This is a genomic window from Mesorhizobium sp. B2-3-5 (genome assembly GCF_006442395.1).
Lineage (GTDB): Bacteria > Pseudomonadota > Alphaproteobacteria > Rhizobiales > Rhizobiaceae > Mesorhizobium.
In genome coordinates this window covers 35,066-57,837 of the sequence record NZ_VFVX01000007.1, presented here as the reverse complement: position 1 = coordinate 57,837, position 22,772 = coordinate 35,066, and the positions used below count along the sequence as shown (strand labels likewise).

Genomic DNA, 22,772 nt, shown 5'->3' with positions numbered 1-22,772 from the left:
ATCCGGCGCCTAAGTTCAGGGAATGAGCAGAGCTTTCACCCGCGAAGAAGACAGCGAGAATGCCATTGCTGGCGTCGGTGAGCGGCCGATCAGTCCGCACCGCAATCTGGTGACGGAGCGCGGCCTGGCGCAGATCGAGGACAATCTGGCCGACTTGCGCGATGTTCTGGCGAAAGCCGAACGGAAAGCCGACCGCGAGCGCATCGCCGTGGTGTCGCGCGACCTCCGCTACTGGACCGCGCGGCGGGAGAGCGCCGAGCTTTCCACACCGGAGCCCGGTAGCGACGTCGTCCGCTTCGGCATGGGCGTGACGCTGGAAGGCGATGACGGCAAGAAGGTGCACTGGAAGATCGTCGGCGAAGACGAAGCGGATCCGTCGAAGGGCAGCATTTCGCATGTTTCGCCGATGGCGGTCGCCTTGTTCGGCAAGAAGGTTGGCGACGTGGCTGCTGTCAACGGCAAGGAATGGGAGATAGTCAAGCTCTCGGACAAGGCCGAGAACTAGCCGTCGAGCTTGACGGCGTGGTCGCGGAAGAATGCCGCGGCGCCGGCCTCGTCGATCTCACCCGCGGCGACGGCCATGACGAACTCGTAGAGCGTGCCGTCATTAGCCGTCAGGACATAGCCGTTCACGATCAAAAATGCGCCGGCTGCCACAATGGCGGTGCGTTTATTGCCGTCGACAAAGGCATGGTTCCTGGCAATACCGAAGACATAGGCGGCTGCAAGATCCTCAACGGAAGGCTCTCCGTAGCCTGCCTTGTTTTCGGCGCGGGCAAGCGCCGATTCAAGAGCATTTTCATCTCTCAAACCTTGTGCTCCGCCGTGTCTGCGCAATTGCTCGGCGTGCATCGCTTCGACCGCGCGCCGGGTCAGAAACTCCCGGCTCATTCCGCGAGCTTCTGGAGCGCGACCTTGTACTTGTCCATGACCTTACGAGCAGCTTCCATCTGCCGCTCGAAACTGTCATCCACCGGCTCAAGGGCAATGCCCTTATCCGTTTCGACAATCTGGAGCTGATCACCTGTCTTCATGTTCAGGCGCTCGAGAAGCTCCTTCGGCAGGATGACACCTTCGGAATTACCGATCTTGCGGATGGTCGTGTTCATGGCGGAGTACTCTGTTGCAACGATGATTATAACGCGCCGCGTTACTCGTTACAACAAAAATTATAACTGGTTAGCCTTCCGCCAACAACCTGTCCATCAACCGATCCGCCGCCTCCGGAATAACAGTTCCCGGCGGAAAGATTTCCGCGGCACCAGCTTGCAGCACCGCATGATAGTCCTGTGGCGGGATGACGCCCCCGGCCACGATCAGCATGTCGCCGTGGCCGAGTTTTTTCAGCGCGTCGCGCAATTCGGGGATTAGCGTCAGGTGCCCTGCCGCCAGCGACGAGGCGCCGATGACATGGACATCATGCTCGACCGCCAGCTTCGCAATCTCCTCCGGCGTCTGGAACATCGCGCCGACGGTGACGTCGAAGCCGAGGTCGGCGAAGGCGGTGGCGATCACCTTCTGCCCCCGGTCATGGCCATCCTGTCCCATCTTGGCAACGAGAATGCGCGGCCTGCCGCCGGTCTTTTTCTCGAAAGCACCAAGCTTGGCCTGCAGCCCATCGACCACTGGATTGTCGCCAAGCGCCTTGCGATAGACGCCGGAAATGGTCTGTACGGTGGCGACGTGCCGGCCAAAGGCTCTTTCCAGGGCGTACGAGATTTCGCCGACCGTGGCATTGGCGCGCGCGGCGCGGATGGCGAATTCCAAGAGGTTCTCATTGCCTTGCGCGGCACGGGTCAGCGCGTCGAGCGCGCTTTCCACGGCGGCGACATCGCGCGTGCCCTTCAGATGCTGCAGCTTCGACAATTGCCGGGCTCTCACCTCGGCATTGTCGATCTTCAGCACATCGACCTCGATGTCGGTCTCCGGGCGATGCGCATTGACCCCGACCAGCATCTGCTCGCCGGAATCGATGCGCGCCTGCGTGCGTGCAGCCGCTTCCTCGATGCGCAGCTTCGGAATGCCCTGTTCGGTCGCGGCGGCCATGCCGCCAAGCGCCTCGACCTCCTCGATATGGGTCAGCGCGCGCGCCGCCAGATCATGGGTGAGCCGTTCGAGGTAGGCCGATCCGCCCCACGGATCGATGATGCGCGTGGTTCCGGATTCCTTCTGCAGGATGAGCTGCGTGTTGCGGGCGATGCGCGCCGAATGATCGGTCGGCAGCGCCATCGCCTCGTCGAAGGAGTTGGTGTGCAGAGACTGGGTGTGGCCTTGCGTGGCCGCCATCGCCTCGATCATGGTGCGGATGATGTTGTTGTAGGGATCTTGCGCCGTCAGCGACCAGCCGGAGGTCTGGCTATGGGTGCGCAGCGACAGAGAGCGCTCGTCCTTCGGCGCGAAATTCTTCTCTATCAAGGTCGCCCATAGCAGGCGCGCGGCCCTGAGCTTGGCCACTTCCATGAAGAAATTCATGCCGATCGCCCAGAAGAAGGACAGGCGTGGCGCGAAGCGGTCGATATCGAGGCCAGCCGCGACGCCGGCGCGGGCATATTCGATGCCGTCGGCGATCGTATAGGCGAGTTCCAGGTCGGCGGTCGCGCCGGCCTCCTGCATGTGGTAGCCGGAGATCGATATCGAATTGAACTTCGGCATGTTCTTCGAGGTGTAGGAGAAGATGTCCGAAACGATCCGCATCGAGGGTTTCGGCGGATAGATGTAGGTGTTGCGGACCATGAACTCCTTCAGAATGTCGTTCTGAATGGTCCCGGCCAGATCCTTCTGCGCAACGCCCTGTTCTTCCGCCGCGACGATATAAAGCGCCATGATCGGCAGCACCGCGCCGTTCATCGTCATCGACACGGTCATGTCGCCGAGCGGGATGCCGTCGAACAGTTGCCGCATGTCGAGGATGGAATCGATGGCGACGCCCGCCATGCCGACGTCGCCGGCGACGCGCGGATGATCGCTGTCATAGCCGCGATGCGTGGCGAGATCGAACGCAACCGACAGGCCTTTCTGACCGGCGGCAAGATTGCGCCGGTAAAAGGCGTTGGATTCCTCCGCCGTCGAGTATCCGGCATATTGCCGGATCGTCCAGGGCTGCTGGACATACATGGTCGGGTAGGGGCCGCGCACGAAGGGCGGCAGGCCCGGATAGGTATCGAGATGCGGCAGGCCCTTGAGGTCGCCGTGGCTGTACAGATGCTTGACGACAAGACCTTCGGGCGTCATCCGCTGGCCCTTGATCTCTTCCGATGCGCGGTGCGGCGGCACCCAGCCGATCTGACTGAAATCCGGAATCAAGATGCGGCCCCGATGGATTGGTCGATGCGGACCGGGAACAGCGGTTCGCAAAGCACGACGCCTTCAGTGAAGACAGGGCGCCGTTCGGCGTCGAGCGTCTCGACCGGACGCTCGCTTTTCAGCGGATAGAGCGTGGTGCCGATGATCGCCCGCTCGCCCACCTTGAAGGCGGCTTCGCGCCGGGCGGCCGCCGTGCGGACGCGTTGCTGGATATGTCCTTGCTGAAGGCTGGACAGCACACCCCCCTCGGCCTCGATCGCCTGCAATTCCGCCCATGCCGCAGCGCAAAGATCTGATGTCAGCGCCTCCACCGCGCCGGAACCATAGGCGGGATCGGCGACATGATCGATATGGCTTTCATTGGCCATGATCAGCTGCGCGTTGCGTGCGACGCGGCGGGCAAAAGGCGCCGGCAGGCCGTGCGCGATCGTATGCGGCAGGATGGAGATCGAATCGGCTCCCCCCGCCGCCGCCGCGAAGCAGCCGATCGTCGTGCGCAGGATGTTGGTCTCCGGGTCCAATGCCGTCATCATGCGGAATGATGTCTCGGCATGGATATTGGCCGTGGAGTTGGGGATCGAACAGGCTTCCTGCACCCGTGCCCAAAGCCTGCGCAAGGCCCGCACCTTGGCCATCGACAGGAACTGGTCCTGGTCGACACTCAGCGCGAAGCCGATATGAGGTGCCGCATAGACGAGCGGCTGCCGGGCTTTTTCGAACATTCTCAGATACGAGACCGCCGAAGCCAGCATGATGCCGAGTTCCTGCGCTTCCGTGGCACCGGCATTGTGGAAGACGCGCCCGTCCGCTTCCAGAAGCACACCGGGAACGTCCATCGAGAAGAAATGCGCCAGCGACTGCGGCATCGATTCCTGCAATGCCTCGATCGACATGCGAAGCCGGCCGGTGCCCGCAAGGATCGCCGCCGGATCGATGCCGAAGGAGAGGTTGAGTTTTGCCGGATCGGAGCGGCGCTTGCTCAGGAACGCCACCAGCCAGTCGGCCATGGGGCGGCTCCACGGATGGGTGTCGATGCGGATCTGGACCCGGTTGAGGGGCACGCCCTCCAGAACCGTTTCAAGCGCCTGCGCAGTCCTGGGCAGGCCGTAGCCGAATGCGTTCGGAGCACCTTCGAAGACGAGCGACAGTCCGGTCGCGCCCTGCGCGATATCATCCAGGACCTGGGCCTTGGCACGATCGACATTTGGGTCGTCGACGCGCTGACTGACGATCCAGGGCGATCGGGGATTCGCGCGTACGATCGGTTCAGCTCCGGTCGCACGCTCGTGGAGCGGCTCGATGCGGATGTTGTCGTCGGTGTGCGAAACCAGCTTTTCCTCGAAGGACGCCCCGGCCAACGCCTTTTCCGCCAAGGCCAGCCATCGCAGGCGTTCGGCATTCGCCGGTTCAACATCCCTGGTCAAGGCTCCAGCGCCCATCCATCTTCCTCATTTACGTGGCCGCACCAGCCCGGAGCAGTTCAGTCTACGGTCACCGGTCGGTTATCGCAATGCACGACCAAGGTCTGAATTCGATCCATCGGATATAGGTCGGCTTGTGTGGACGAACCATGAACGATTGCCAAACACCAGCAAAATCCGCAAGCACGAAAAAACCGATCGCGACGATTGGCATTGTCGCTCCGCAACGGCCTCACTATACCTTCGGGCAAAGGCTGGCTTTTAGACACATCAGTTTGCGGAGACCCGGTATATGGCTGACGACACCAGTATTTTCATCGGCGCCAGCCGCAAGCCCGACGACAGCTATCAGCGTGCCGAAAATCTGCTGCTGCAATACGGGAATCGTCACGGCCTGGTGACCGGTGCCACCGGCACCGGCAAGACCGTCACCTTGCAGATACTGGCCGAAGGATTTTCGAATGCCGGCGTGCCGGTGTTCTGCGCCGACATCAAGGGCGACCTGTCCGGCATCGCCATGATGGGCACGGCACAGGATTTTCTGGTCAAGCGCGCCGCGCAGGTCAAGCTCGATCCTTACGATTTCCAGGAGTTCCCCGTCATCTTCTGGGACCTGTTCGGTGAGCAGGGTCACCCCATCCGCGCCACCATTTCCGAGATGGGTCCCTTGCTTCTGTCGCGGCTGATGAACCTCACCGAAGCGCAGGAAGGCATCATGAACATTGCCTTCCGCATCGCCGACGAGGACGGCCTGCTGCTGCTCGATCTCAAGGACCTACAGGCGCTGCTGGCTAACATCGCCGAGCGCGCCGACGAGATCAGCGCCCGCTACGGCAATGTCACCAAGCCGTCGGTGGGGGCCATTCAGCGCACGTTGCTGGTGCTGGAGAGCCAAGGCGCTGCGAACTTCTTCGGCGAGCCGGCGTTGCGGATTTCCGACATCATGCGCACCACACGTGACGGCCGCGGCGCCATCAGCGTGCTGGCCGCCGACAAGCTGATGATGAACCCGCGCCTCTACGCGACCTTCCTGCTCTGGCTGATGTCGGAGCTGTTCGAGGAACTGCCGGAGGTCGGCGACCCCGACAAGCCGAAGCTGGTTTTCTTCTTCGATGAGGCGCATCTGCTGTTCGACGAGGCGCCAAAGGTGCTGATCGACCGCGTGGAACAGGTGGTGCGTTTGATCCGTTCGAAGGGCGTCGGCGTCTATTTCGTCACGCAAAACCCCCTGGATATCCCCGAGAAGGTGCTGGCCCAGCTCGGCAACCGTGTCCAGCACGCACTGCGCGCCTATACACCGCGTGAGCAGCAGGCGGTGAGGACGGCGGCCGAAACGTTCCGTCCCAATCCTGATTTCGACTGCGCCACCGCCATCACCCAGCTCGCCACCGGCGAGGCGCTGGTTTCGACGCTGGAGGCCAAGGGCGTTCCATCCATGGTGCAACGCACGCTGATCCGTCCGCCGTCCTCGCGCCTCGGCCCCATCAAGCCGGACGAGCGCCGCCAGCTGATCGCGGAGAGCCCGGTCGCCGGCCAGTACGACCAGGTCATCGACCGCGAGTCTGCCTTCGAAATCCTGCAGAAGAAAGCCAAGGAGGCGCAGGATGCCGAACAGCAGGCGGACAGCGGTGGCTCGCGCTGGACCATTCCGGGCTTTGGCGATGATGATTCCGCGCCGCGGTCCGGCGGCAGGCGCGCGCCGGCGCCGCGCTCCTCCAATCGTCAGACGGTGGCGGAGGCCGCGATCAAGTCGGTGGTGCGCTCGGTCGGCTCGTCGGTTGGACGCGCCATCGTGCGCGGGATTCTGGGCAGTCTTTCAAGAGGCCGCTGAGCCCCGCACCAGTCAGCAAAGCTGGCTTATGGCGCCGCGAGATCCTTCGGACGCGCGGCGCCATGCATTCCGAAGGCGCGATCGGATTAGAAAATCGCGTCGGTTACCGCTTTGACCGGTCCAAGCAATACCGATCCGTCCGGCACGCCGGCATCGATCGGGATGGCCTTGTGGTTCGCGGTCGCGACCATCGGCTGGCGGGCGTCGCTGGTCACGATGACCGGGGTCTTCTGGGGCACGCGGTCGTAGAGGTCGATGATGTCCTGGTTCATCAGGCGTACGCAGCCCGACGACACCGATTTGCCGATCGAGCGCCATTCCGGCGAGCCGTGCAGGCGATAAAGCGTGTCGACATTGCCCTGGAAGAGGTAGAGCGCACGCGCACCGAGCGGGTTCTTCAGACCGCCGGGCATGCCGCCATTGTCGGCGCTGTACTGCTTCAATTCCGGCTGCCGGGCGATCATTTCATCCGGCGGCGTCCACTTCGGCCATTTCTGCTTCCACTGGACGACGGCATCTCCCGACCATTCGAAGCCGGCGCGGCCAAGGCCGACGCCATAGCGGATGGCTTGGCCGCCCGGACGAACCAGATAGAGGAAGTGGCCCGTCGTATCGACGACGATGGTTCCCGGCTTCTGGCCGGTCGGGTCGGGCACGATCTGGCGCAGGAACTGCGGATCGATCCTGTCGACGGGGATGGCCGGCAAATCGAAGCCGCCATCGCTGACCGCCGCGTACATCGACGCATAGTCGGCCAGAGGCGGCTCGACATAGGTTGGCGGGGGAGGCTGAACCGGCCCAGGTCCGGTGGTGGCGCACGCGGAAACCGCGATCGAGGCTGTGCCCAGTGCTGCGGCGTTGAGGAAGCCGCGACGGCTCAGGCGATAGGATTCGATTTCGGTTATGGACATGGCTGCCTTCTTTAAGACTCAAATTCCAACAAAGCGTGAATTCGCTTGCCGCTACGCGGGTGCCTGACAACACCTGAGGCGATAGGCGGTTCCGATTCTGGCCCGAACGTGGACAAACAAAGGCGAAGCTGTGACCGCGCTGCCACTGTGGCGCCAGGGTCACAGGCAGTTGGCTTAGGCTGTGACAAGGGCTTCAAGGGACGGCAGGATCACGGTCGGCGGAAAGTCCCGGTATTCTTCGGGCTGATTGGAACGGTTGATCCAAACCGTGCGGAAACCGAATTTGGTGGCACCCGCGATATCCCAGCGATTGGAGGACTGGAAGGAAACCGCGCCGGGGTAGAGCCGCCAGCCAGTGGCGACCATGTCATAGACCGCCGGATCGGTCTTGAAGCGCCGCACCGCATCGACGGAATAGATGTGGTCCAGCACCTGGTCGAGCGCGGCGGACTTGACCGCCGCTTCCAGCATTTCGGGCGAGCCGTTGGAGAGGATCGCCAGCCTGGCACCCGAAGCCTTGAGCGCTTTCAGCACGGCCGGCACTTCCGGGTAGCAGTCCAGCCGCCAATAGGCTTCCAGCAACCTGACCTTGAGGCTTGGATCGGCCGAAGGGACCTTGCGCAAGGCGAAGTCGAGCGACTGTTCGGTCAACTGCCAGAAATCGGCATAGGCGCCCATCAGCGTGCGCACCCAGGAATATTCGAGCTGCTTGGCGCGCCAGATTTCGGACAGGAGCTGACCGTCCGGGCCGATTTGATCGGCATGGCGGCGCACGGCGGCATGCACGTCGAACAGCGTGCCATAGGCATCGAAAACATAGGCGGCATATTGCATGTCAACAGTTTTGAGGCGCGGCGCGGCAGGGCGCAAGCCTTGATTGCATCGCGCCGTCGCTGGCCTCAACAAAACTCCTTGATGCTGGTTGACGGCGCCGGCCAAAGCATCTTCCAATGGTTGTCACACGAGATTGATCGGAACGGGACAACGCGATGACACTGGCGGCAGCAGCGCAATCCGCGACATGGACCTTCGTCGATGGCGATTGGTACGAAGGCAATGTCGCCATTCTTGGACCGCGCAGCCATGCCATGTGGCTGGGCACCAGCGTGTTCGACGGCGCTCGCTGGTTCGAAGGTGTGGCGCCCGACCTCGACCTCCACGCCAGCAGGGTGAACGCCTCGGCGATCGCTCTCGGCCTCAAGCCGAACATGACGCCCGAACAGATCGTCGGGCTGACCTGGGACGGATTGAAGAAGTTCGATGGCAAGACGGCGGTCTATATCAGGCCGATGTATTGGGCCGAGCATGGCGGCTACATGGGCGTGCCGGCCGATCCCGCATCGACCCGCTTCTGCCTTTGCCTCTACGAATCGCCGATGATCGGGCCGACCGGCTTTTCCGTGACGGTGTCGCCGTTCCGGCGTCCGACCATCGAAACGATGCCGACCAACGCCAAGGCTGGCTGCCTCTATCCCAACAATGGCCGTGCCATCCTCGAAGCCAAGATGCGCGGCTTCGACAATGCGCTGGTTCTGGACATGCTGGGCAACGTCGCCGAGACCGGCAGCTCCAATATCTTCCTAGTCAAGGATGGCCACGTGCTGACGCCGGCGCCGAACGGCACCTTCCTGTCCGGCATCACGCGCTCGCGGACGATGACGTTGCTCGGCGACTATGGCTTCAGGACCGCCGAAAAGACGCTGTCGGTGCGCGATTTCCTCGAAGCCGACGAGATCTTTTCGACCGGCAACCATTCCAAAGTGGTGCCGGTCACGCGCATCGAGGATCGCAACCTGCAACCCGGGCCGGTAGCCAAGAAAGCGCGTGAACTCTATTGGGATTGGGCGCATTCGACGCCGGCCAACTGATCCCGTCCGGCGTTTTGTCGCAACGCGGTTTCGTTTTTGGAAACCGTGTGACAGTTCGCCGGAACCCGCCTAGAAAGAGCGTCCGGCGCTTCATTTCGGAGTTGTCCGAGCCCGATCCAGACCTATCTTGATCCGGTATCCACACCGGATTTTCATCGAGGGAGTACCGTCCATGGCTTTTGAATTGCCCGCTCTGCCTTACGACTACGAGGCCCTGCAGCCCTACATGTCGAAAGAGACGTTGGAATATCACCACGACAAGCACCACAAGGCCTATGTCGACAACGGCAACAAACTGGCCGCGGAAGCCGGCATGGGCGACCTGTCGGTCGAAGAGGTGGTGAAACAATCGTTCGGCAAGAATGCCGGCCTCTTCAACAATGCCGCGCAGCACTACAACCATATCCATTTCTGGAAGTGGATGAAGAAAGGCGGCGGCGGCAACAAGCTGCCTGGGACTCTGCAGAAGGCGGTCGACAGCGACCTCGGCGGCTACGACAAGTTCAAGGCCGACTTCATCGCGGCCGGCACGACGCAGTTCGGTTCGGGCTGGGCCTGGGTTTCGGTCAAGGACGGCAAGCTGGCGATCTCGAAGACGCCGAACGGCGAGAACCCGCTCGTTCATGGCGCCTCGCCGATCCTCGGCGTCGATGTCTGGGAACACTCCTACTATATCGACTATCGCAACGCGCGGCCGAAATATCTTGAGGCCTTCGTCGATAGCCTGATCAACTGGGATCACGTTCTCGAGCTCTACGAAAAGGCCCGCGCATGACGCCGAGAATCGGACACGATTCTCGGAAAGGATCATGCGCAGCGTCTTTTGCGCGCCAAGGGCGCGCGGTGCTGTAATAGCCTGATCGATCTTTCGGAAAAGCCCCGGCAGCCCGGGGCTTTTCTTTTTCTGCCTCGAGATCCGCGCCAGCAAGGGTCTGGAAAAGTCACTAGGAGGCAAAGGGAATATTCCGTTCGCCACATCCGTTTACGTCGTGTCCCTAAATGCCTTCATCACGGAGCCAATTGAATGAGAAAGCTTATCGTCGCCATTTCCATGCTCGCAGTTGCCGGCTCGGCCGCATTTGCGGACCCGATCCTCGATCGGCAAGCTCTGATGAAGGAACGCGGAAAGATCGTCGGCGGCCTGTCGAAAGTGGTCAAGGGGGAGGAACCTTTTGATGCCGCTGCCGTACTGACGCAACTGCAGGCGCTGCAGGCGAATGCCGAGAAGTTCGATGTCGGCACCCTGTTTCCAGCGGGCAGCGATGCGGGCGATACCACGGCGGCGCCGAAAATCTGGGAAGACATGCCAGGCTTCAAGGCCGCGGAAGACAAATATCTCGCCGACGTCAAGGCGGCAACCACCGCCACGCCCGCCGATATCGATACATTGAAGATGAAATTCGGCGCCATCGCATCCAATTGCGGCGCCTGCCACCAGAGCTATCGGGTGAAAAAAGGCTGATAGCGGGCAATGCCCTTCCCCAGGAAATTCGTCGGCGCCCTCGTTATCCTGGGCGGCGTCGGCGCGGTTGCCGGATGGGTCCTCTCGGCACCCGTGACCTTGGACACGCGGGCCCTAGCCGAGCTCGGGCCTGGCGATGCGGCTAGGGGCAAGCGCATCTTCTATGCCGGCGGCTGCACCTCCTGCCATGCAAAGCCAGGTTCACAGGGCGATGCACGGCTTCAGCTCGTGGGCGGTCTTGAACTGAAGACGCCGTTCGGCGTTTTCGTTCCTCCCAACATCTCGCAAGATCCCAAGGACGGCATCGGCGCCTGGTCGTTCGAGGATTTCGCCAATGCGATGCTCAAAGGGGTGTCGCCGTCTGGCGAGCACTTCTATCCGGCCTTTCCCTATGCGTCCTACGCACGTATGAAGCCATCGGACATTGCCGATCTCTATGCTTTCCTGAAGACATTGCCAGCGGTCGCCGGCAAGGCGCCGGGCAATTCGCTCGCTTTCCCCTTCAACATTCGTCGTGGCATCGGCCTGTGGAAACGGCTCTATCTCAGCGACCAGCCGGTCGTTGCCTTGCCCGATGGTGCGCCTGATCCGGTGGTGGCGGGCCGCTACCTGGTCGAAGGGCCGGGCCATTGCGGTGAATGCCACACGCCGCGCGACTTCGCGGGCGGCACCAGGAAAAGTGAATGGCTGGCCGGTGCAGTGGCGGCCGAAGGCAGCGGCGTCGTCCCCAACATCACATCGGGTGAGGGCGGTATCGACAAGTGGTCGGAGGCCGACATTGCCAACTACCTCGAAACCGGTTTCACGCCCAGTTTTGATTCCGTTGGCGGCGCGATGGTCGATGTACAACGCAACACGGCCGAACTGACCGCGGGGGATCGTGCGGCGATCGCGGCCTACCTCAAGGCGATACCGCCGCGTCCAAATGGCTACCCGGCGCGCAAGAAGGGCACGAACTAAAGCGGTTCATCGTTTCAAGGAACGCCGACCCGCTCGATCTCTCTTTTTGACGCAATTCCGGACAGAAGACCGCTTCGCACTTTTCCTGGAATTGCTTAGCTAGTTGTCGGATGACGGATGGCGGTCGCCCAGGAAATCGAATCCCGCTTCGAAGAAATGGTTGTAGTTGCAGGTCAGTTCTTCGCCGGCCGCGATGTCGCGCAGGGCGAAACTCTCCTCGGGCGAGGAGACGTCGCAGTTCGGCTCGTCGGCATGGTTCATGTAGCGAGCGTCGTCCGCTTCGAAGACGATGTAATTCGGATCGCGCCGGTCTGGATAGGCGTAGCGGTCGAGATAGCTCTTCACCGGACCGCTTTCGCCCTCATAAGTCTCGACCGCAATGATCCGGTCGAACCTTGGATCCAGCTTCCAGATCAACGTGCCGCGGGCAATAGGGTTCTTGGCAAAAACGCCGATGCCCTGGATGGGCGATTTGTCGAGATACACGTCGACGAGCAGCATAATGGACCCTTGTGCGAGGTGGGCATCTTGGCCCGGAGAAAACGTGCCTTGGGTAGCGCGAGGCCGCCGCGATTGCGAGCGGAAATGAGCTATGCGGAATTCAAAAGACCATGATCGCCATCGTTGCGCGGGCGATCGTCAACAGCGTGGCCGGACCCGGAATGAAGACAAAGCCGAGCACAACGGCGATGTAGGCTATCAATGTGGACAGATCGATCATCGAAGCGTTTCCGCGACAAGCTGCGCCTTGCCCGTCACCTTCAGCGTAAAGGCGTAGGTATAGGCGATCTCTTCCAGGCGTGAGAACCGGCCGGACGCGCCGGCATGGCCGGAATCCATATTGATCTTGAACAGCACCGGATTGTCGCCGCTCTTGCGGTCGCGCAGCCGCGCCACCCATTTGGCCGGCTCCCAATAGGTGACGCGCGGATCGGTGAGACCGGCGAGCGCCAGGATCGGCGGGTAGTCGAGATCAGCGACATTGTCGTACGGCGAATAGGCGGCGATCGTCCGGTAGTCGTCGGCTGACGCGATCGGGTTGCCCCATTCCGGCCATTCCGGCGGCGTCAGCGGCAAGGTCGCGTCGAGCATGGTGGTGAGCACATCGACGAACGGAACCTCGGCGACGATGCCGCCAAAGCAGTCCGGCGCCATGTTGGCGACGGCGCCCATCAACATGCCGCCGGCCGAACCGCCTTGCGCGACGATACGGTCATGCGCCGTATAGCGCTCGGCAACGAGGTGGCGCGCACAGGCAATGAAATCGGTGAAGGTGTTCATCTTGTGCGCACGCTTGCCGTCATCGTACCAGCCGTACCCCTTGTCCTTGCCGCCGCGGACATGGGCGATGGCAAAGACCAGGCCGCGGTCGACCAGCGAGAACCAGTTGGTGTTGAAGGCCGCCGGCACGGTGATGCCATAGGAGCCGTAACCATAGAGCAGGCAAGGTGCCGATCCATCCAGCGGCGTGTCGCGGTGATGCAGAAGCGAGATCGGCACCAGTTCGCCGTCGGCGGCGGGTGCCATCAGCCGTCTGGTGACATAATGGTCCGGGTCGTGCCCGGACGGCACGTCCTGCGTCTTGAGCAGCACACGCTCGCGGGTGCGCATGTTGTAGTCGAACACCTGCGACGGCGTCGTCATCGACGAATAGGAAAAGCGCATGATTTCGGTGTCGTATTCATAGGAACCCGAAAGACCGAGCGAAAACGCCTCCTCGTCGAAGGAAATCAGGTGCTCCTCGCCGCTCGCACGATCGCGCACGACGATGCGCGGCAGGCCCTCCTTGCGCTCGAGCCGGACCATATGATCCTTGAAGCCGATCACCGACAGGATCAGTCGGCCCGGCTCATGCGGCACCAACTCCTGCCAGTTGGCGCGCACCGGATCGCTTGCCGGCGCCGTCATGATCTTGAAGTCCTTCGCGCCATCCGCATTGGTCAGGATGAAGAAGATGTCGCCGCCTTCTTCCAACTCGTACTGGAGACCGGTCTCGCGCGCCGAAACCAGCTTGGGTTCGGCAAACGGATCGCTGGCGCTCAACAGGCGATATTCCGAGGTCTCGTGATCGTTGATACCGATCATGATCCATTGGTTGTTACGGGTACCGTCGACATTCATGAAGAAGCCGGGATCGCTTTCCTCATAGATCAGGCGGTCGTTTTCAGGGGCCTGCCCCAGTGCATGGAACAGCACCTTCGACGGCCGGTGATTGGGGTCGAGACGCGTGTAGAAGAAACCGTCATTGCCCGCGTCCCACACACCCGAACCGCCGGTGGCGGCAATCTGGTCCGCCAGGTCCTTGCCATCGGCAAGATCGCGCACGCGCAGTGTGTAGAATTCAGAGCCCTTGTCGTCGAATGCCCACAAGAGCTTGCGATGATCGGCCGAGTGGTCGACGCCGCCCAGCCGGAAATAGGCCTTGCCCTCGGCCTCGGCGTCGCCATCAAGCAGGATCTGTTCTGCGCCGCCGTCGCGTGGCATGCGGAAATAGCGCGGCTGCTCGCCGCCGAGCTTGAAGGAAGAACCATAGGCATAAGGCCCGTCCTTCATAGGTACGGAGGAATCGTCTTCCTTGATGCGGCCTTTCATCTCCTTGAAAAGCTGCTTTTGCAGGTCGACCGTGTCTGCCATCAGCTTCGACTGGTAGGCGTTCTCGGCTTCGAGTTCGACGCGGATCGCGCCATCGAGCAAGGAAGGATCCCTGAACATCTCCTGCCAGTTGTCGGCCCTCAGCCAGGCATACTCATCGGTTCGCGTGATGCCGTGATGCGTGTCGAAAACCGGCCGTTTCTCGGGTGTTGGTGGGGTGACGATCGGAAATTGGGGGAGCTTGGTCATTGCGTCTCGCTCTGGAAGTATTTTTAAACGTGTTCGATATCGCCAACAAACCGGCATGGGGCAGCAGGCGGTTCGCTATCGCTGGCGTGAGGTCTGGCATGATCCGGCCAGGAAAGGCAACTTCGTCACCCGGCCGGGTCTATGGCAAGTGCCCTGTATTGATCGACCGGCATCGATTGGCCCGGAGGCAGGCGGCCCACAGACATCGCAAGGTTGCTTCCGCAAGATAAAATCCATGGCAACCTGCGGTTTCGTGGACAGATGTGAACAACCAAGATTGTCGGTGCGATGGCCAAGCAAACCGGAGCATTGAATGCCCGATCTGTGAGTTATCGCGAATGTAACGATGCACTGACGCCACGTCAGCCTTTGCCGATTTGGCGGGTGAAATATCGAAAAATTACGCGATGCACGAAAGATTGAAGCTGATCCGCGAATAGTTGATCAACATCCCTGAATATAATGCAAAGAGCGAATTGACTTACTTGGTCCACGGTTGCATTGATATGCTCGCGACACGAATCGCAGAAGCTCTACCTGCACAAAATTCGTGCGATGCCCTGCCTGTAAAAAAGGGCGTAGACCGACGTAACTCTTGTTGGGGCCTGAAGACCATGGATATTGTCGAAACACCTTCCAGAAACAATGATGCGCTGATCGAGCTGACCGCCGATGTGGTGGCCGCCTATGTCAGCAACAATCCCGTGCCGGTCGGCGAACTGCCGAACCTTATATCGGATGTGCATGCCGCTCTCGGGCGTGTGGGCGGAACCGCCGAACAGCCTCCTGCCGACAAGCAGAAGCCGGCCGTAAATCCGAAGCGCTCGGTTCACGACGACTACATTGTCTGTCTTGAAGACGGTAAGAAGTTCAAGTCGCTGAAGCGTCACCTGATGACCCATTATGATCTGACGCCGGACCAGTACCGCGAAAAGTGGAACCTCGATCCGAGCTACCCGATGGTTGCCCCGAATTACGCGGCGGCCCGCTCGCAGCTCGCCAAGAAGATGGGCCTTGGCCGCAAGCGCAAGGCGCGGTAACCGCTCCTCGCAGACTGACATCAACGGCGCCTTCGGGCGCCGTTTGACTTTGCGGGACGGGCCGCCGCACGGTACAGGATCAAGCTTGTCAGGCTGTCCGTTCGAGCGCCATCTCGGCGTCGCGCTTGATGCGCTTGACCATAGAGCGAAGACCATTGGCGCGCTGAGGCGACAGGTGCTCGTCCAGACCAAGGGTCCTCAGCGTCGCTTCCGCGTCGATTTTCTGGATTTCGCTGGCGGTCCTGCCGGAAAACAGCGCCAGCATGATCGCCACCAGACCACGCACGATATGGGCATCCGAATCGCCCGTGAAGGTGATGACTGGATCGCTGCCCGGTCCCCGTTCGGTGGTCAGCCAGACCTGGCTGACGCAACCTGGCACCTTGTTGGCAGCGTTGCGCTCCTCGTCGGGAAATGGAGGCAGTGCCTCGCCGAGCTCGATGACGTAACGATAGCGGTCCTCCCACTCGTCAAGGAAGGAGAAGTCGTCTCGGATCGTCTGGATCGTGGTCGTCATTACCCGGATATAGTCACGCGGCGGCGCCGCGTCACGGAAAAAACAAGGACATCGCGGGCGTCGAGAGGGAAGACGGCCCGCGATGCGCCGTCGAGGCGGCTTAATTCCTTACCGGCAGGTTGACGGTCTCCGGCAGGACAATTTCGTCCGGCACGCTGCCGGTCGTCGTCGAGGTATCGGGACCGGCGGGCTTGTCGTCCAGCATGGCGGCGGCGATTTTGGCGGTCTCCTTGGCGCGTGCCGTGATGGTGTGCACGGCCGACTTGCCGGTTTCGCAGACATCGGGCTTGCGCTCGCAAATGCCAGCGATGTCGCCCACCGCGTCACGTGCCGCAAACAAGGCCTGGATCGGCCCGACGCTTTCCTGTCCCGGCTCGTCGGAACCGACACTCAGCGGCAGCGCCAGCAGCACCAATGAAAACCAGAAAGCCATTCTTATCAGAAAGAACATGCCTTGCCTCTTGTCGTGACCGGATCATGCGTCACATGGCATGACCTCTTTTATGGGCAGGATGTTGGCACACAGCCACAAAGGACGGCTTGCGGGTTAGACGAAAATTCTCCTCAAATTTTAGGCAAATTCGAAACGAAGCGTTTTGCCATGGATTTGTTTCATATCGAGACGATTTTCGTTACCCCCTGATAACCATTCATCTGATTGTTTCCATTGCGGTTTTATTGAATGCGGGCGGTTCTCTTCCCGCCGATGGTCCGCTGCCGCCAGGCGTTCCCGGATAACCCTCCATTTACTATGGCGGCATTTGCCCGGGTTTTCGACCGTCACCATCCCGATATTTGCCGCAGGCCAGGCTCTGGTCGCCCCTGCTTTATCCATTCCTTAAACGCTGGATGCGAGTTTCAGACCCAAGATAATCTGCAAAAGCAGAGCTGTTCACGACGAGTGCGAGTGCGTTGAGTTGATGCCGATCAAGGCCAGATACGCTGAATTGCCCGGCGCGATTGCCGCCGGTTGCGAACGTATGGTCCATCCCTCCCTTCTCGGACAAAGCGACCGCGAGCGCCAGCGCCGGTTCATTGGCGTCATGCTGGCCGCGCCGTTCTTCGCCGCCGGTGCCGCGGTCACGCTGGTTACATCAGGCATGGGCGCCGCCGTGACCATCGCCGCCATCTTCGCGGCCTTCGGTCTGTGCTGGTTCGTCGCCTTGCTGGTGGCGGCGACCGGAAGGATGGCCGCGGCAGCACCGATCGCGCTGGTGATGGCGTCTGTTGCACTTGGCGGTATCATCGCCGCCGCCGGCGGTTTGAGCTCACCTGTCGCCATGCTTGCCGTGGCGCTGCCATTCGAGGCCTGGTGGATCGGCGCCACGCGGCGTGCGGCGCTTTTTGGGGCTGTGGCGGCCATCGCAGCCATTGCCCTTCAGCCTCTGGCCGCGGCCTTCTTGCCATTCGCGGGCGCGCAGATCGCCGCCTGGCATTGGCTGGTCCCGCTGGCCTGGGCGCTGACGCTTGTCCCGCGCATGTCGGCTTTTCCTGATAGCGCCGGTGCGGTCGATGCGGTGGGTAGCGGCGATCGGCTGGAAGACATTATCGATGCGGTGGTCCTGCGCGTCGCCCGCCACGGCGAGGTCCTGGATGCGTCCGCCAGGGCGCGCACCCTTTTGAAACTGCCGCCTGAACTGCTTTCGGGAAGCGGCTTCTTCGACCGCGTCCATCTGTCGGATCGGGTCTCCTATCTCAGCGCTTTGGCCGACATGCGTGATGGCGCCCTGTCGCGCCGCGTCGAACTGCGCGTCAGGCTGCCCCAGAACGGCAACGGCCAGAATGACAACCGCCTGACGGCCGACAACTATCGGCCGTTCTTGCTCGAGCTGGTGCGCGGCGAGGAACAGGGCGACGTCTTCACGCTTGTCCTGCGCGAGAACGACGAGACCGCCCGGCTGCGCGAAGACCTCGCACAGGCCAACGAGGCGGCGGCCGCCGCCGAAGTGGCCAAGGGCCGGTTCCTGGCGGTGGTCAGCCACGAACTGCGCACGCCGCTGAATGCCATCATCGGCTTCTCCGACATGTTGCTGCATGAGATGTTCGGCGCCTTCAAGGATCCGCGCCAGAAGGAATATGTCGGCCTTGTGCGGGATTCGGGCCAGCATCTGCTGGCCGTCGTGACCTCCATTCTCGACGTATCGAGGATCGAATCGGGGGCCTACGCGACGGAGCCGGAGCCCTTCCGATTCATGGAGGCCGTCGAAATGTGCCAGTCCATGATGCGGCTGCAGGCGCAGGCCAAGAATATCGACCTGCAGACGCAGATCGCGCCGGACGCCGGCGACATCAATGCCGATCGCCGCGCCGTGCAGCAGATCCTCATCAACCTCGTCTCCAATGCGATCAAGTTCACGCCTGATGGCGGAGACGTCGTCGTCGGCGCCAAGCGGATCGGCTCGCGTCTGCATTTCTGGGTCAGGGACACCGGCATCGGCATTGCGGAGGAGGATTTCGCCAATCTCGGCAAGCCCTTCACGCAGATCCAGAACGACTATACGCGCCGGTTCGAGGGGACCGGCCTTGGCCTGTCGCTGGTGAAGGGGTTGGTGGCGCTGCACGAAGGCACGATGTCGATCGAAAGCATGCCGGGCGAGGGCACCACGGTGACCATCAGCCTGCCGGTCAATGGGCCGAAGGGGCGCCCGGCGAACCAGGCAGGGGTGCTGACGATGCCGGTGACGAGGGCGAAAGGGGACAGAAATGGCTCGCTCCGCAAAACAGCCTAAGGCGGTCAAACGCCGAAGCAACGCCTTTCAGGACGGCGCCATTGCCGTTGGTGGGATGATTTCGCGCAATCCTGTCCTGGTGGGCGGATCGACGGCATTCCTGGTCACGCTGTTCTATGTCTCGGCGAACGCGCTGTGGTATCAGCCTTTCCCGCATGCCGGGGCCTTTTTCGCCACCCGCCACTTCCAGGGTTTTCCGCACACCGCCGACGAGCCGGAGACCACGATCAACATCGTGCGGCCAAATTCGGCGCCCGCACCGATGAAGGGCGATCCGGTGGTCGAGCAGGTGCAAGGCATATTGAAGGACCTCGACTTCTATCCCGGCACGGTCGACGGCATTTCCGGCCCCAATACGCGCAAGGCCATTCAGGCCTATCAGCAGAAGGTCGGGGTCAACGCTTCCGGCGAAATCGACGCGCTGCTGCTTGATCAACTGGGCGCAACGCCGAAGACCGCTGCCGTGCCGAAACCGCAGCCGCGTCCCGACATGAGGCCGGCAGCGGTTCCGGTGTCCCTGCAGACAAATTCAGCGCAGACGAATGCCGCACAGCCCTCGACTCAAGGGCCCGATCCCCGCATCGTCAAGATCCAGGCCGGTTTGAAAGCCTTCGGTAACGACGATATGCAGCTCGACGGCAAGGTCGGCGCGCGCACCAAGGCGGCAATCAAGGAGTTTCAGTCGCTGTTCGGCCTGCCGCAGACTGGCGAACCCGATGAAATCGTCTACGTCAAGATGCGCGAGATCGGCCTCACCAATTGAGCTCCGACCAACAAGGCCCGAAACGACCGCTCGCCCAGCGAGGGAAATATCGATAGATAGCTCCGCCACGCTTTGCGGAGTTTTCATGCGCGTCACATCGGATCTGTGGGTCTCGGCCCTGTTGCGCCGGGTTTTCGGCGCAGGCGGATTTGCCGCCGTGGTCAACCGTGGCGCGACCGAAGCTGGCGCTGTTTTCGTGCTGGCGCGGGGCCGGCTGGGTGAAATTGCCCTCTACGGGCCGGCGCCGCAGACAAGTTATGATTCGGCCAAGCCGGACGACCGCTTCTTCAGCCTTCTTGCCGCGGGGGATGATCCAGCCGTGCTCGATGCCCGTCTTGAACGGGAAAAGAAATTCGATCCCGACATCTGGGTGGTCGAAATCGAGGCCGGCACTGTTCCCGTCGAGGAGCTTATTTCCGTGAAGACGCCCTGAGGCCGGGAGCGTCGGCTTTGTCGCTGTTCGAGGGCTTGCGGATGTCGCTGTTTGCGGGCGCGGCTTCGCGGATCATTTTGGACAGCGCTTCGGCTTTCCATCCGCGCACCCTGTCAAGGGCCACGTCGCGATGCAGCAGGCGGTAGCGGTCGAGATAGGTGCGGATGGCCTGCGGATGCGGGAAAAGGCTGGGATAGACGGCGACCGTGATCAGAAATGCCCGGTCTTCGCTCAGATCAAGCGAGCGCAGCGCCGCAAGCAGCGGGGCATAGTTCTGGTTGGCGGTCAGCAATCGCGCGGTCGAGAAATCGATATCGAGGGCATCGGCGAGCGCGGTCTGGAAGAACGCGGCGTTTCCGGTCAGCGCGGTCTCGCGCAGTTTGACATAGCTGTCCGAGCCGGGAAACGCGTCGACCTTCGCCGCCAATGCTTCGTCGCCGGTGCGCATCATGGAGCGCAGCCTGCGCCGCGCATTCTCGGCGGCGGTGCCGGGGGACTGTTTGCTCGTCGCGCTGTCTTCGGCCGCTTCCGCATTTACGACTGCGACGGTTGGTGGCGCAGGAGGGTGCATCTCCGGATCCCGCGCCCGCACCAATGTCGGCCTTTCGAGCGCCCTGATCAGATCGGCGATGGTCGGGTTTAGGTCCCTGCGGCGCGCGATGGCCCGGGCATGCGGCAGGCCATGCCGGCCGATCAGCGCGATCAGGTCGATATCGCTGACGGCACGCGAGCGGATGAGCAGTGGCGCGGCGATGTCGACCGGCTCCTCGCACAGGCGGCGCACCAGCGCGGCCGGCGCATATTCGCATTCGGAAAGGGCGGCTGCCACATAGCGTCGCGATTCGACCGACACCTCGTCGAACAAAGGCAGCGTCAAATCCTCGAGCTGGCCGATCTCGCGGCGCGACGGACGGGTAAGAGAGCAGAACGCCGACACCGCGGCGCGGAACAGCCTCTCGGCCTTTCCCGTTTCCGTTCGTATCGCGATTTGCCTGAAGTCCGAAGATGACACGAAGGATACGCCTGATAACAGATACACAGCCTTGATAATGCTCAACCGGGACCGTGTCGGTTTAGCGATTGCCTCGGTCAGAACTTTCTGACCTGGGAACAAAGATCAAGTTAGCGGCGATCCGTTAGCGCTCCGTTAACCCTCTGCCGGCCTTAATGATATTTGGAGGCGTTGCGTTGTGCTCCGGGGAAACCGAGAGGAATGCGCGAACCATGGGCATGATACTGTCTTTCGTGCCGCGTGCGGCACCAATCAATCGAGCCAAGCAAACCACCGAAATACCGGCGGCGGTGATCATCTTTCCGGGCATCCGTTATGAACGGTCCAATGCCGGGGAAGCGCGGCCTGCCGGCCCTGACAGACCGGGGGCGCCACGGACGCCGGTGCCGCATCACTGAGCTTTGCGGAAGCCGCGGCCTTGGCTGTCACGCTGGCCACGATCGTGGCCTAGAAATCCTGCAGCTCGCAGGAACTCTGATCGAGAAAGCGCGACACGATCGGCTTCCAGCTGTCGTCAGGCACGAAGCTGCGGATAACGAAGATGCCCTCGTCTATGGGCGCTTCGACGAAGATCGCACCCTGCAGATTTTCGGGCAGGTCCCTGCGCACGTCGATCATCTGCGCCGGCGTCAGCACGACGGCATCCAGCTTGCCGCCCGTCGCCGTATGGTCGTTGAAGGAATAGACATTGTGGCCATTGCGGTCATAGACCGACACTGACCAGAAGGGGACGTTTCCCAGCGCCTTGATCCGGACCATCCCTTCCTCGAGGTCGAACCGGCAAGCCGTGGCATAAAACAGCGGATCGACGGATTTCACCACCGGCGCGCCGCCCGCCTCGGCATCGAGCCGATTCATCCTGTAGAGGTCCGAGGCCATCGACAGTCGCGACCAGGCGTCGCGTTCGGAAAACTCGGGCACCAGAAGCAGCACGACGATGTGCACGATGCCGGCGCCGACGATGCCGAGCAGGACGGCATGGAAAAGACGGCGTAGCGCGGCCCGGAAATTACGCATCGCAGCCGGCCTTCACGATCCTGGGCAGCGAAACGTCCGACAGGCCGGTGCTGCTGGCGATCGGTGTGTCGTAGAAGGTCAGGACGAAATACATCCTTCCGGAACCGTTGGTCAAAAGCCAGTTGCCGGGCATCGGGTGATGGCCGACCGAAATGATCACCGAATTGTCGGGTTTGCGCAGCACCTCGTAGGACTGAAGCGCGGCAAGCCGCGGTTTGCCTGTCTCGACGACGCCGAGCGATTGATCGGCGGCATAGAGTGTCCAGAACCGTGCGGTCGGAAATCCGCCCTCGATCTTGTAGGTGCATTCCCGCTTGAGTTGGTCGCCGGCGGCATCATTCTCCGCGACGAAGGACAGGCCCTCGGCGCGGCCGAGCGCAAGCACGCCCTCGCGCGCCACGCGGGCCTTGGAGTAGGGATCTGCGGCCGGGGTGCCGATGTCGGGGAAGGCGGTCCATTGGCCGATCCTGATCGCGCCGACGCCGTCCTGGACCTTCAGCGCATACCAGACGCTGGCGCCGCCGCCGCCAATGGCTATGGCAAGCGAAAGCAGCATCAGGAAGGCGTTCTTGAGCATGAAGAGCCGGGTGCATGAAGGATTGCCGTTCGGGGATATCGCGACGCAGGGCCTCGTGGCAAGCGGGCGTGATGGATTTGCCAGTTC

Annotated in this window: 24 protein-coding genes and 1 pseudogene; 10 read left to right on the top strand and 15 right to left on the bottom strand. The window is 61.9% G+C overall.

The window, feature by feature from the left end; genetic code table 11:
* Positions 1 to 22 precede the first annotated feature (22 nt).
* Positions 23 to 505, top strand: coding sequence for a transcription elongation factor GreA (gene greA / locus FJ958_RS10825; protein WP_140742348.1), 483 nt, complete (start codon positions 23 to 25; stop codon positions 503 to 505).
* Here greA and FJ958_RS10820 read toward each other — a convergent pair.
* The 4 genes from FJ958_RS10820 to FJ958_RS10805 form a co-directional block, all read right to left on the bottom strand.
* Positions 502 to 891, bottom strand: coding sequence for a type II toxin-antitoxin system death-on-curing family toxin (locus FJ958_RS10820; RefSeq protein WP_140742346.1), 390 nt, complete (start codon positions 889 to 891; stop codon positions 502 to 504). The two genes, greA and FJ958_RS10820, sit on opposite strands and share 4 nt — an antisense overlap.
* Positions 888 to 1,109 carry an AbrB/MazE/SpoVT family DNA-binding domain-containing protein gene (locus tag FJ958_RS10815; protein ID WP_140742344.1) on the bottom strand — a complete coding sequence of 74 codons (222 nt, stop codon included), beginning with the start codon at positions 1,107 to 1,109 and terminating at the stop codon, positions 888 to 890. Before FJ958_RS10815 ends, FJ958_RS10820 begins: the two co-directional genes overlap by 4 nt.
* 70 nt (positions 1,110 to 1,179) lie before the next feature.
* On the bottom strand, positions 1,180 to 3,303 hold the full coding sequence (scpA, locus tag FJ958_RS10810; protein WP_140742342.1) for a methylmalonyl-CoA mutase: 2,124 nt from the start codon (positions 3,301 to 3,303) through the stop codon (positions 1,180 to 1,182).
* The gene (locus tag FJ958_RS10805; protein ID WP_140742340.1) at positions 3,300 to 4,742 is read right to left on the bottom strand and encodes a methylmalonyl-CoA mutase subunit beta; all 1,443 of its coding nucleotides are present in this window, start codon (positions 4,740 to 4,742) and stop codon (positions 3,300 to 3,302) included. The genes scpA and FJ958_RS10805 overlap by 4 nt, the downstream gene beginning before the upstream one ends.
* Positions 4,743 to 5,016: 274 nt before the next feature.
* On the opposite strand from FJ958_RS10805, the gene FJ958_RS10800 reads away from it, so the two are divergent.
* The gene (locus FJ958_RS10800) at positions 5,017 to 6,555 is read left to right on the top strand and encodes a helicase HerA-like C-terminal domain-containing protein (protein WP_140742338.1); all 1,539 of its coding nucleotides are present in this window, start codon (positions 5,017 to 5,019) and stop codon (positions 6,553 to 6,555) included.
* An 86-nt stretch (positions 6,556 to 6,641) separates the two neighbouring features.
* Here FJ958_RS10800 and FJ958_RS10795 read toward each other — a convergent pair whose 3' ends face one another.
* Complete coding sequence (locus FJ958_RS10795; RefSeq protein ID WP_140742336.1) at positions 6,642 to 7,466, bottom strand: L,D-transpeptidase; 825 nt, start codon at positions 7,464 to 7,466, stop codon at positions 6,642 to 6,644.
* A 174-nt stretch (positions 7,467 to 7,640) separates the two neighbouring features.
* Positions 7,641 to 8,300 (bottom strand): haloacid dehalogenase type II, encoded by a 660-nt coding sequence (locus tag FJ958_RS10790; protein ID WP_140742334.1) that lies wholly within the window; start codon positions 8,298 to 8,300, stop codon positions 7,641 to 7,643.
* 155 nt (positions 8,301 to 8,455) lie between these two features.
* Between FJ958_RS10790 and FJ958_RS10785 the strand changes: the two genes are divergently transcribed.
* From FJ958_RS10785 to FJ958_RS10770, 4 genes are all read left to right on the top strand, one after another.
* On the top strand, positions 8,456 to 9,334 hold the full coding sequence (locus tag FJ958_RS10785; RefSeq protein WP_140742332.1) for a branched-chain amino acid aminotransferase: 879 nt from the start codon (positions 8,456 to 8,458) through the stop codon (positions 9,332 to 9,334).
* Between the two features lie 172 nt (positions 9,335 to 9,506).
* The gene (locus FJ958_RS10780; protein ID WP_140742330.1) at positions 9,507 to 10,109 is read left to right on the top strand and encodes a superoxide dismutase; all 603 of its coding nucleotides are present in this window, start codon (positions 9,507 to 9,509) and stop codon (positions 10,107 to 10,109) included.
* Between the two features lie 249 nt (positions 10,110 to 10,358).
* Complete coding sequence (locus tag FJ958_RS10775; protein WP_140742328.1) at positions 10,359 to 10,796, top strand: cytochrome c; 438 nt, start codon at positions 10,359 to 10,361, stop codon at positions 10,794 to 10,796.
* A 9-nt stretch (positions 10,797 to 10,805) separates the two neighbouring features.
* Entirely contained in the window at positions 10,806 to 11,756 is a 951-nt protein-coding gene (locus FJ958_RS10770) for a cytochrome c (RefSeq protein ID WP_140742326.1), read from the top strand.
* Positions 11,757 to 11,855: 99 nt separating this feature from the next.
* Here FJ958_RS10770 and FJ958_RS10765 read toward each other — a convergent pair whose 3' ends face one another.
* From FJ958_RS10765 to FJ958_RS10755, 3 genes and pseudogenes are all read right to left on the bottom strand, one after another.
* Positions 11,856 to 12,257 (bottom strand): SET domain-containing protein-lysine N-methyltransferase, encoded by a 402-nt coding sequence (locus FJ958_RS10765; RefSeq protein WP_140611246.1) that lies wholly within the window; start codon positions 12,255 to 12,257, stop codon positions 11,856 to 11,858.
* A gap of 121 nt (positions 12,258 to 12,378) precedes the next feature.
* Positions 12,379 to 12,477, bottom strand: a pseudogene (locus tag FJ958_RS10760) (LysE family translocator); the annotation flags it as partial.
* Positions 12,474 to 14,597: a S9 family peptidase gene (locus FJ958_RS10755; RefSeq protein WP_140742324.1), complete on the bottom strand. Its 2,124-nt coding sequence runs from the start codon at positions 14,595 to 14,597 to the stop codon at positions 12,474 to 12,476. The gene FJ958_RS10755 and the pseudogene FJ958_RS10760, both read right to left, overlap by 4 nt.
* Before the next feature lie 614 nt (positions 14,598 to 15,211).
* Here FJ958_RS10755 and FJ958_RS10750 point away from each other — a divergent pair.
* Positions 15,212 to 15,637: a MucR family transcriptional regulator gene (locus FJ958_RS10750; RefSeq protein WP_010915014.1), complete on the top strand. Its 426-nt coding sequence runs from the start codon at positions 15,212 to 15,214 to the stop codon at positions 15,635 to 15,637.
* 88 nt (positions 15,638 to 15,725) lie between these two features.
* On the opposite strand, the gene FJ958_RS10745 is transcribed toward FJ958_RS10750, so the two are convergent.
* The 3 genes from FJ958_RS10745 to FJ958_RS10735 all read right to left on the bottom strand — a co-directional run bounded on the left by FJ958_RS10745 (position 15,726) and on the right by FJ958_RS10735 (position 16,989).
* Positions 15,726 to 16,154 (bottom strand): SufE family protein, encoded by a 429-nt coding sequence (locus tag FJ958_RS10745; RefSeq protein WP_140742322.1) that lies wholly within the window; start codon positions 16,152 to 16,154, stop codon positions 15,726 to 15,728.
* 100 nt (positions 16,155 to 16,254) lie between these two features.
* Entirely contained in the window at positions 16,255 to 16,605 is a 351-nt protein-coding gene (locus tag FJ958_RS10740; RefSeq protein WP_140742320.1) for a DUF5330 domain-containing protein, read from the bottom strand.
* Between the two features lie 120 nt (positions 16,606 to 16,725).
* On the bottom strand, positions 16,726 to 16,989 hold the full coding sequence (locus FJ958_RS10735) for a hypothetical protein (RefSeq protein ID WP_140742319.1): 264 nt from the start codon (positions 16,987 to 16,989) through the stop codon (positions 16,726 to 16,728).
* Between the two features lie 145 nt (positions 16,990 to 17,134).
* Between FJ958_RS10735 and FJ958_RS10730 the strand changes: the two genes are divergently transcribed.
* The 3 genes from FJ958_RS10730 (at position 17,135) to FJ958_RS10720 (ending at position 20,079) form a co-directional block, all read left to right on the top strand.
* On the top strand, positions 17,135 to 18,883 hold the full coding sequence (locus FJ958_RS10730; RefSeq protein WP_140742642.1) for a HAMP domain-containing sensor histidine kinase: 1,749 nt from the start codon (positions 17,135 to 17,137) through the stop codon (positions 18,881 to 18,883).
* Positions 18,858 to 19,646, top strand: coding sequence for a peptidoglycan-binding protein (locus FJ958_RS10725; RefSeq protein ID WP_140742317.1), 789 nt, complete (start codon positions 18,858 to 18,860; stop codon positions 19,644 to 19,646). The genes FJ958_RS10730 and FJ958_RS10725 overlap by 26 nt, the downstream gene beginning before the upstream one ends.
* Before the next feature lie 85 nt (positions 19,647 to 19,731).
* Positions 19,732 to 20,079 carry a DUF1491 family protein gene (locus tag FJ958_RS10720; protein WP_140742315.1) on the top strand — a complete coding sequence of 116 codons (348 nt, stop codon included), beginning with the start codon at positions 19,732 to 19,734 and terminating at the stop codon, positions 20,077 to 20,079.
* Here FJ958_RS10720 and FJ958_RS10715 read toward each other — a convergent pair.
* The 3 genes from FJ958_RS10715 to FJ958_RS10700 all read right to left on the bottom strand — a co-directional run bounded on the left by FJ958_RS10715 (position 20,057) and on the right by FJ958_RS10700 (position 22,685).
* A complete protein-coding gene (locus tag FJ958_RS10715; protein ID WP_140742313.1) occupies positions 20,057 to 21,091 on the bottom strand; it encodes a hypothetical protein in 1,035 nt (344 codons plus the stop codon). The two genes, FJ958_RS10720 and FJ958_RS10715, sit on opposite strands and share 23 nt — an antisense overlap.
* Before the next feature lie 447 nt (positions 21,092 to 21,538).
* Positions 21,539 to 22,108, bottom strand: coding sequence for a DUF1254 domain-containing protein (locus FJ958_RS10705; RefSeq protein ID WP_140742309.1), 570 nt, complete (start codon positions 22,106 to 22,108; stop codon positions 21,539 to 21,541).
* The gene (locus FJ958_RS10700) at positions 22,101 to 22,685 is read right to left on the bottom strand and encodes a DUF1214 domain-containing protein (RefSeq protein ID WP_140742307.1); all 585 of its coding nucleotides are present in this window, start codon (positions 22,683 to 22,685) and stop codon (positions 22,101 to 22,103) included. The genes FJ958_RS10705 and FJ958_RS10700 overlap by 8 nt, the downstream gene beginning before the upstream one ends.
* Positions 22,686 to 22,772: the final 87 nt, after the last annotated feature.

Bases quoted from the DNA above. Each gene is read 5' to 3' on its own strand.
- FJ958_RS10765 (WP_140611246.1), bottom strand. From the start codon at position 12,257: ATGCTGCTCGTCGACGTGTATCTCGACAAATCGCCCATCCAGGGCATC.
- FJ958_RS10735 (WP_140742319.1), bottom strand. From the start codon at position 16,989: ATGGATAAAGCAGGGGCGACCAGAGCCTGGCCTGCGGCAAATATCGGG.
- FJ958_RS10750 (WP_010915014.1), top strand. From the start codon at position 15,212: ATGGATATTGTCGAAACACCTTCCAGAAACAATGATGCGCTGATCGAG.
- FJ958_RS10740 (WP_140742320.1), bottom strand. From the start codon at position 16,605: ATGTTCTTTCTGATAAGAATGGCTTTCTGGTTTTCATTGGTGCTGCTG.
- FJ958_RS10785 (WP_140742332.1), top strand. From the start codon at position 8,456: ATGACACTGGCGGCAGCAGCGCAATCCGCGACATGGACCTTCGTCGAT.
- FJ958_RS10720 (WP_140742315.1), top strand. From the start codon at position 19,732: ATGCGCGTCACATCGGATCTGTGGGTCTCGGCCCTGTTGCGCCGGGTT.
- FJ958_RS10745 (WP_140742322.1), bottom strand. From the start codon at position 16,154: ATGACGACCACGATCCAGACGATCCGAGACGACTTCTCCTTCCTTGAC.
- FJ958_RS10770 (WP_140742326.1), top strand. From the start codon at position 10,806: ATGCCCTTCCCCAGGAAATTCGTCGGCGCCCTCGTTATCCTGGGCGGC.
- FJ958_RS10815 (WP_140742344.1), bottom strand. From the start codon at position 1,109: ATGAACACGACCATCCGCAAGATCGGTAATTCCGAAGGTGTCATCCTG.
- FJ958_RS10700 (WP_140742307.1), bottom strand. From the start codon at position 22,685: ATGCTCAAGAACGCCTTCCTGATGCTGCTTTCGCTTGCCATAGCCATT.
- FJ958_RS10775 (WP_140742328.1), top strand. From the start codon at position 10,359: ATGAGAAAGCTTATCGTCGCCATTTCCATGCTCGCAGTTGCCGGCTCG.
- FJ958_RS10725 (WP_140742317.1), top strand. From the start codon at position 18,858: ATGGCTCGCTCCGCAAAACAGCCTAAGGCGGTCAAACGCCGAAGCAAC.
- FJ958_RS10780 (WP_140742330.1), top strand. From the start codon at position 9,507: ATGGCTTTTGAATTGCCCGCTCTGCCTTACGACTACGAGGCCCTGCAG.
- FJ958_RS10795 (WP_140742336.1), bottom strand. From the start codon at position 7,466: ATGTCCATAACCGAAATCGAATCCTATCGCCTGAGCCGTCGCGGCTTC.
- FJ958_RS10755 (WP_140742324.1), bottom strand. From the start codon at position 14,597: ATGACCAAGCTCCCCCAATTTCCGATCGTCACCCCACCAACACCCGAG.
- FJ958_RS10705 (WP_140742309.1), bottom strand. From the start codon at position 22,108: ATGCGTAATTTCCGGGCCGCGCTACGCCGTCTTTTCCATGCCGTCCTG.
- greA (WP_140742348.1), top strand. From the start codon at position 23: ATGAGCAGAGCTTTCACCCGCGAAGAAGACAGCGAGAATGCCATTGCT.
- FJ958_RS10730 (WP_140742642.1), top strand. From the start codon at position 17,135: ATGGTCCATCCCTCCCTTCTCGGACAAAGCGACCGCGAGCGCCAGCGC.
- FJ958_RS10790 (WP_140742334.1), bottom strand. From the start codon at position 8,300: ATGCAATATGCCGCCTATGTTTTCGATGCCTATGGCACGCTGTTCGAC.
- FJ958_RS10800 (WP_140742338.1), top strand. From the start codon at position 5,017: ATGGCTGACGACACCAGTATTTTCATCGGCGCCAGCCGCAAGCCCGAC.
- FJ958_RS10820 (WP_140742346.1), bottom strand. From the start codon at position 891: ATGAGCCGGGAGTTTCTGACCCGGCGCGCGGTCGAAGCGATGCACGCC.
- FJ958_RS10805 (WP_140742340.1), bottom strand. From the start codon at position 4,742: ATGGGCGCTGGAGCCTTGACCAGGGATGTTGAACCGGCGAATGCCGAA.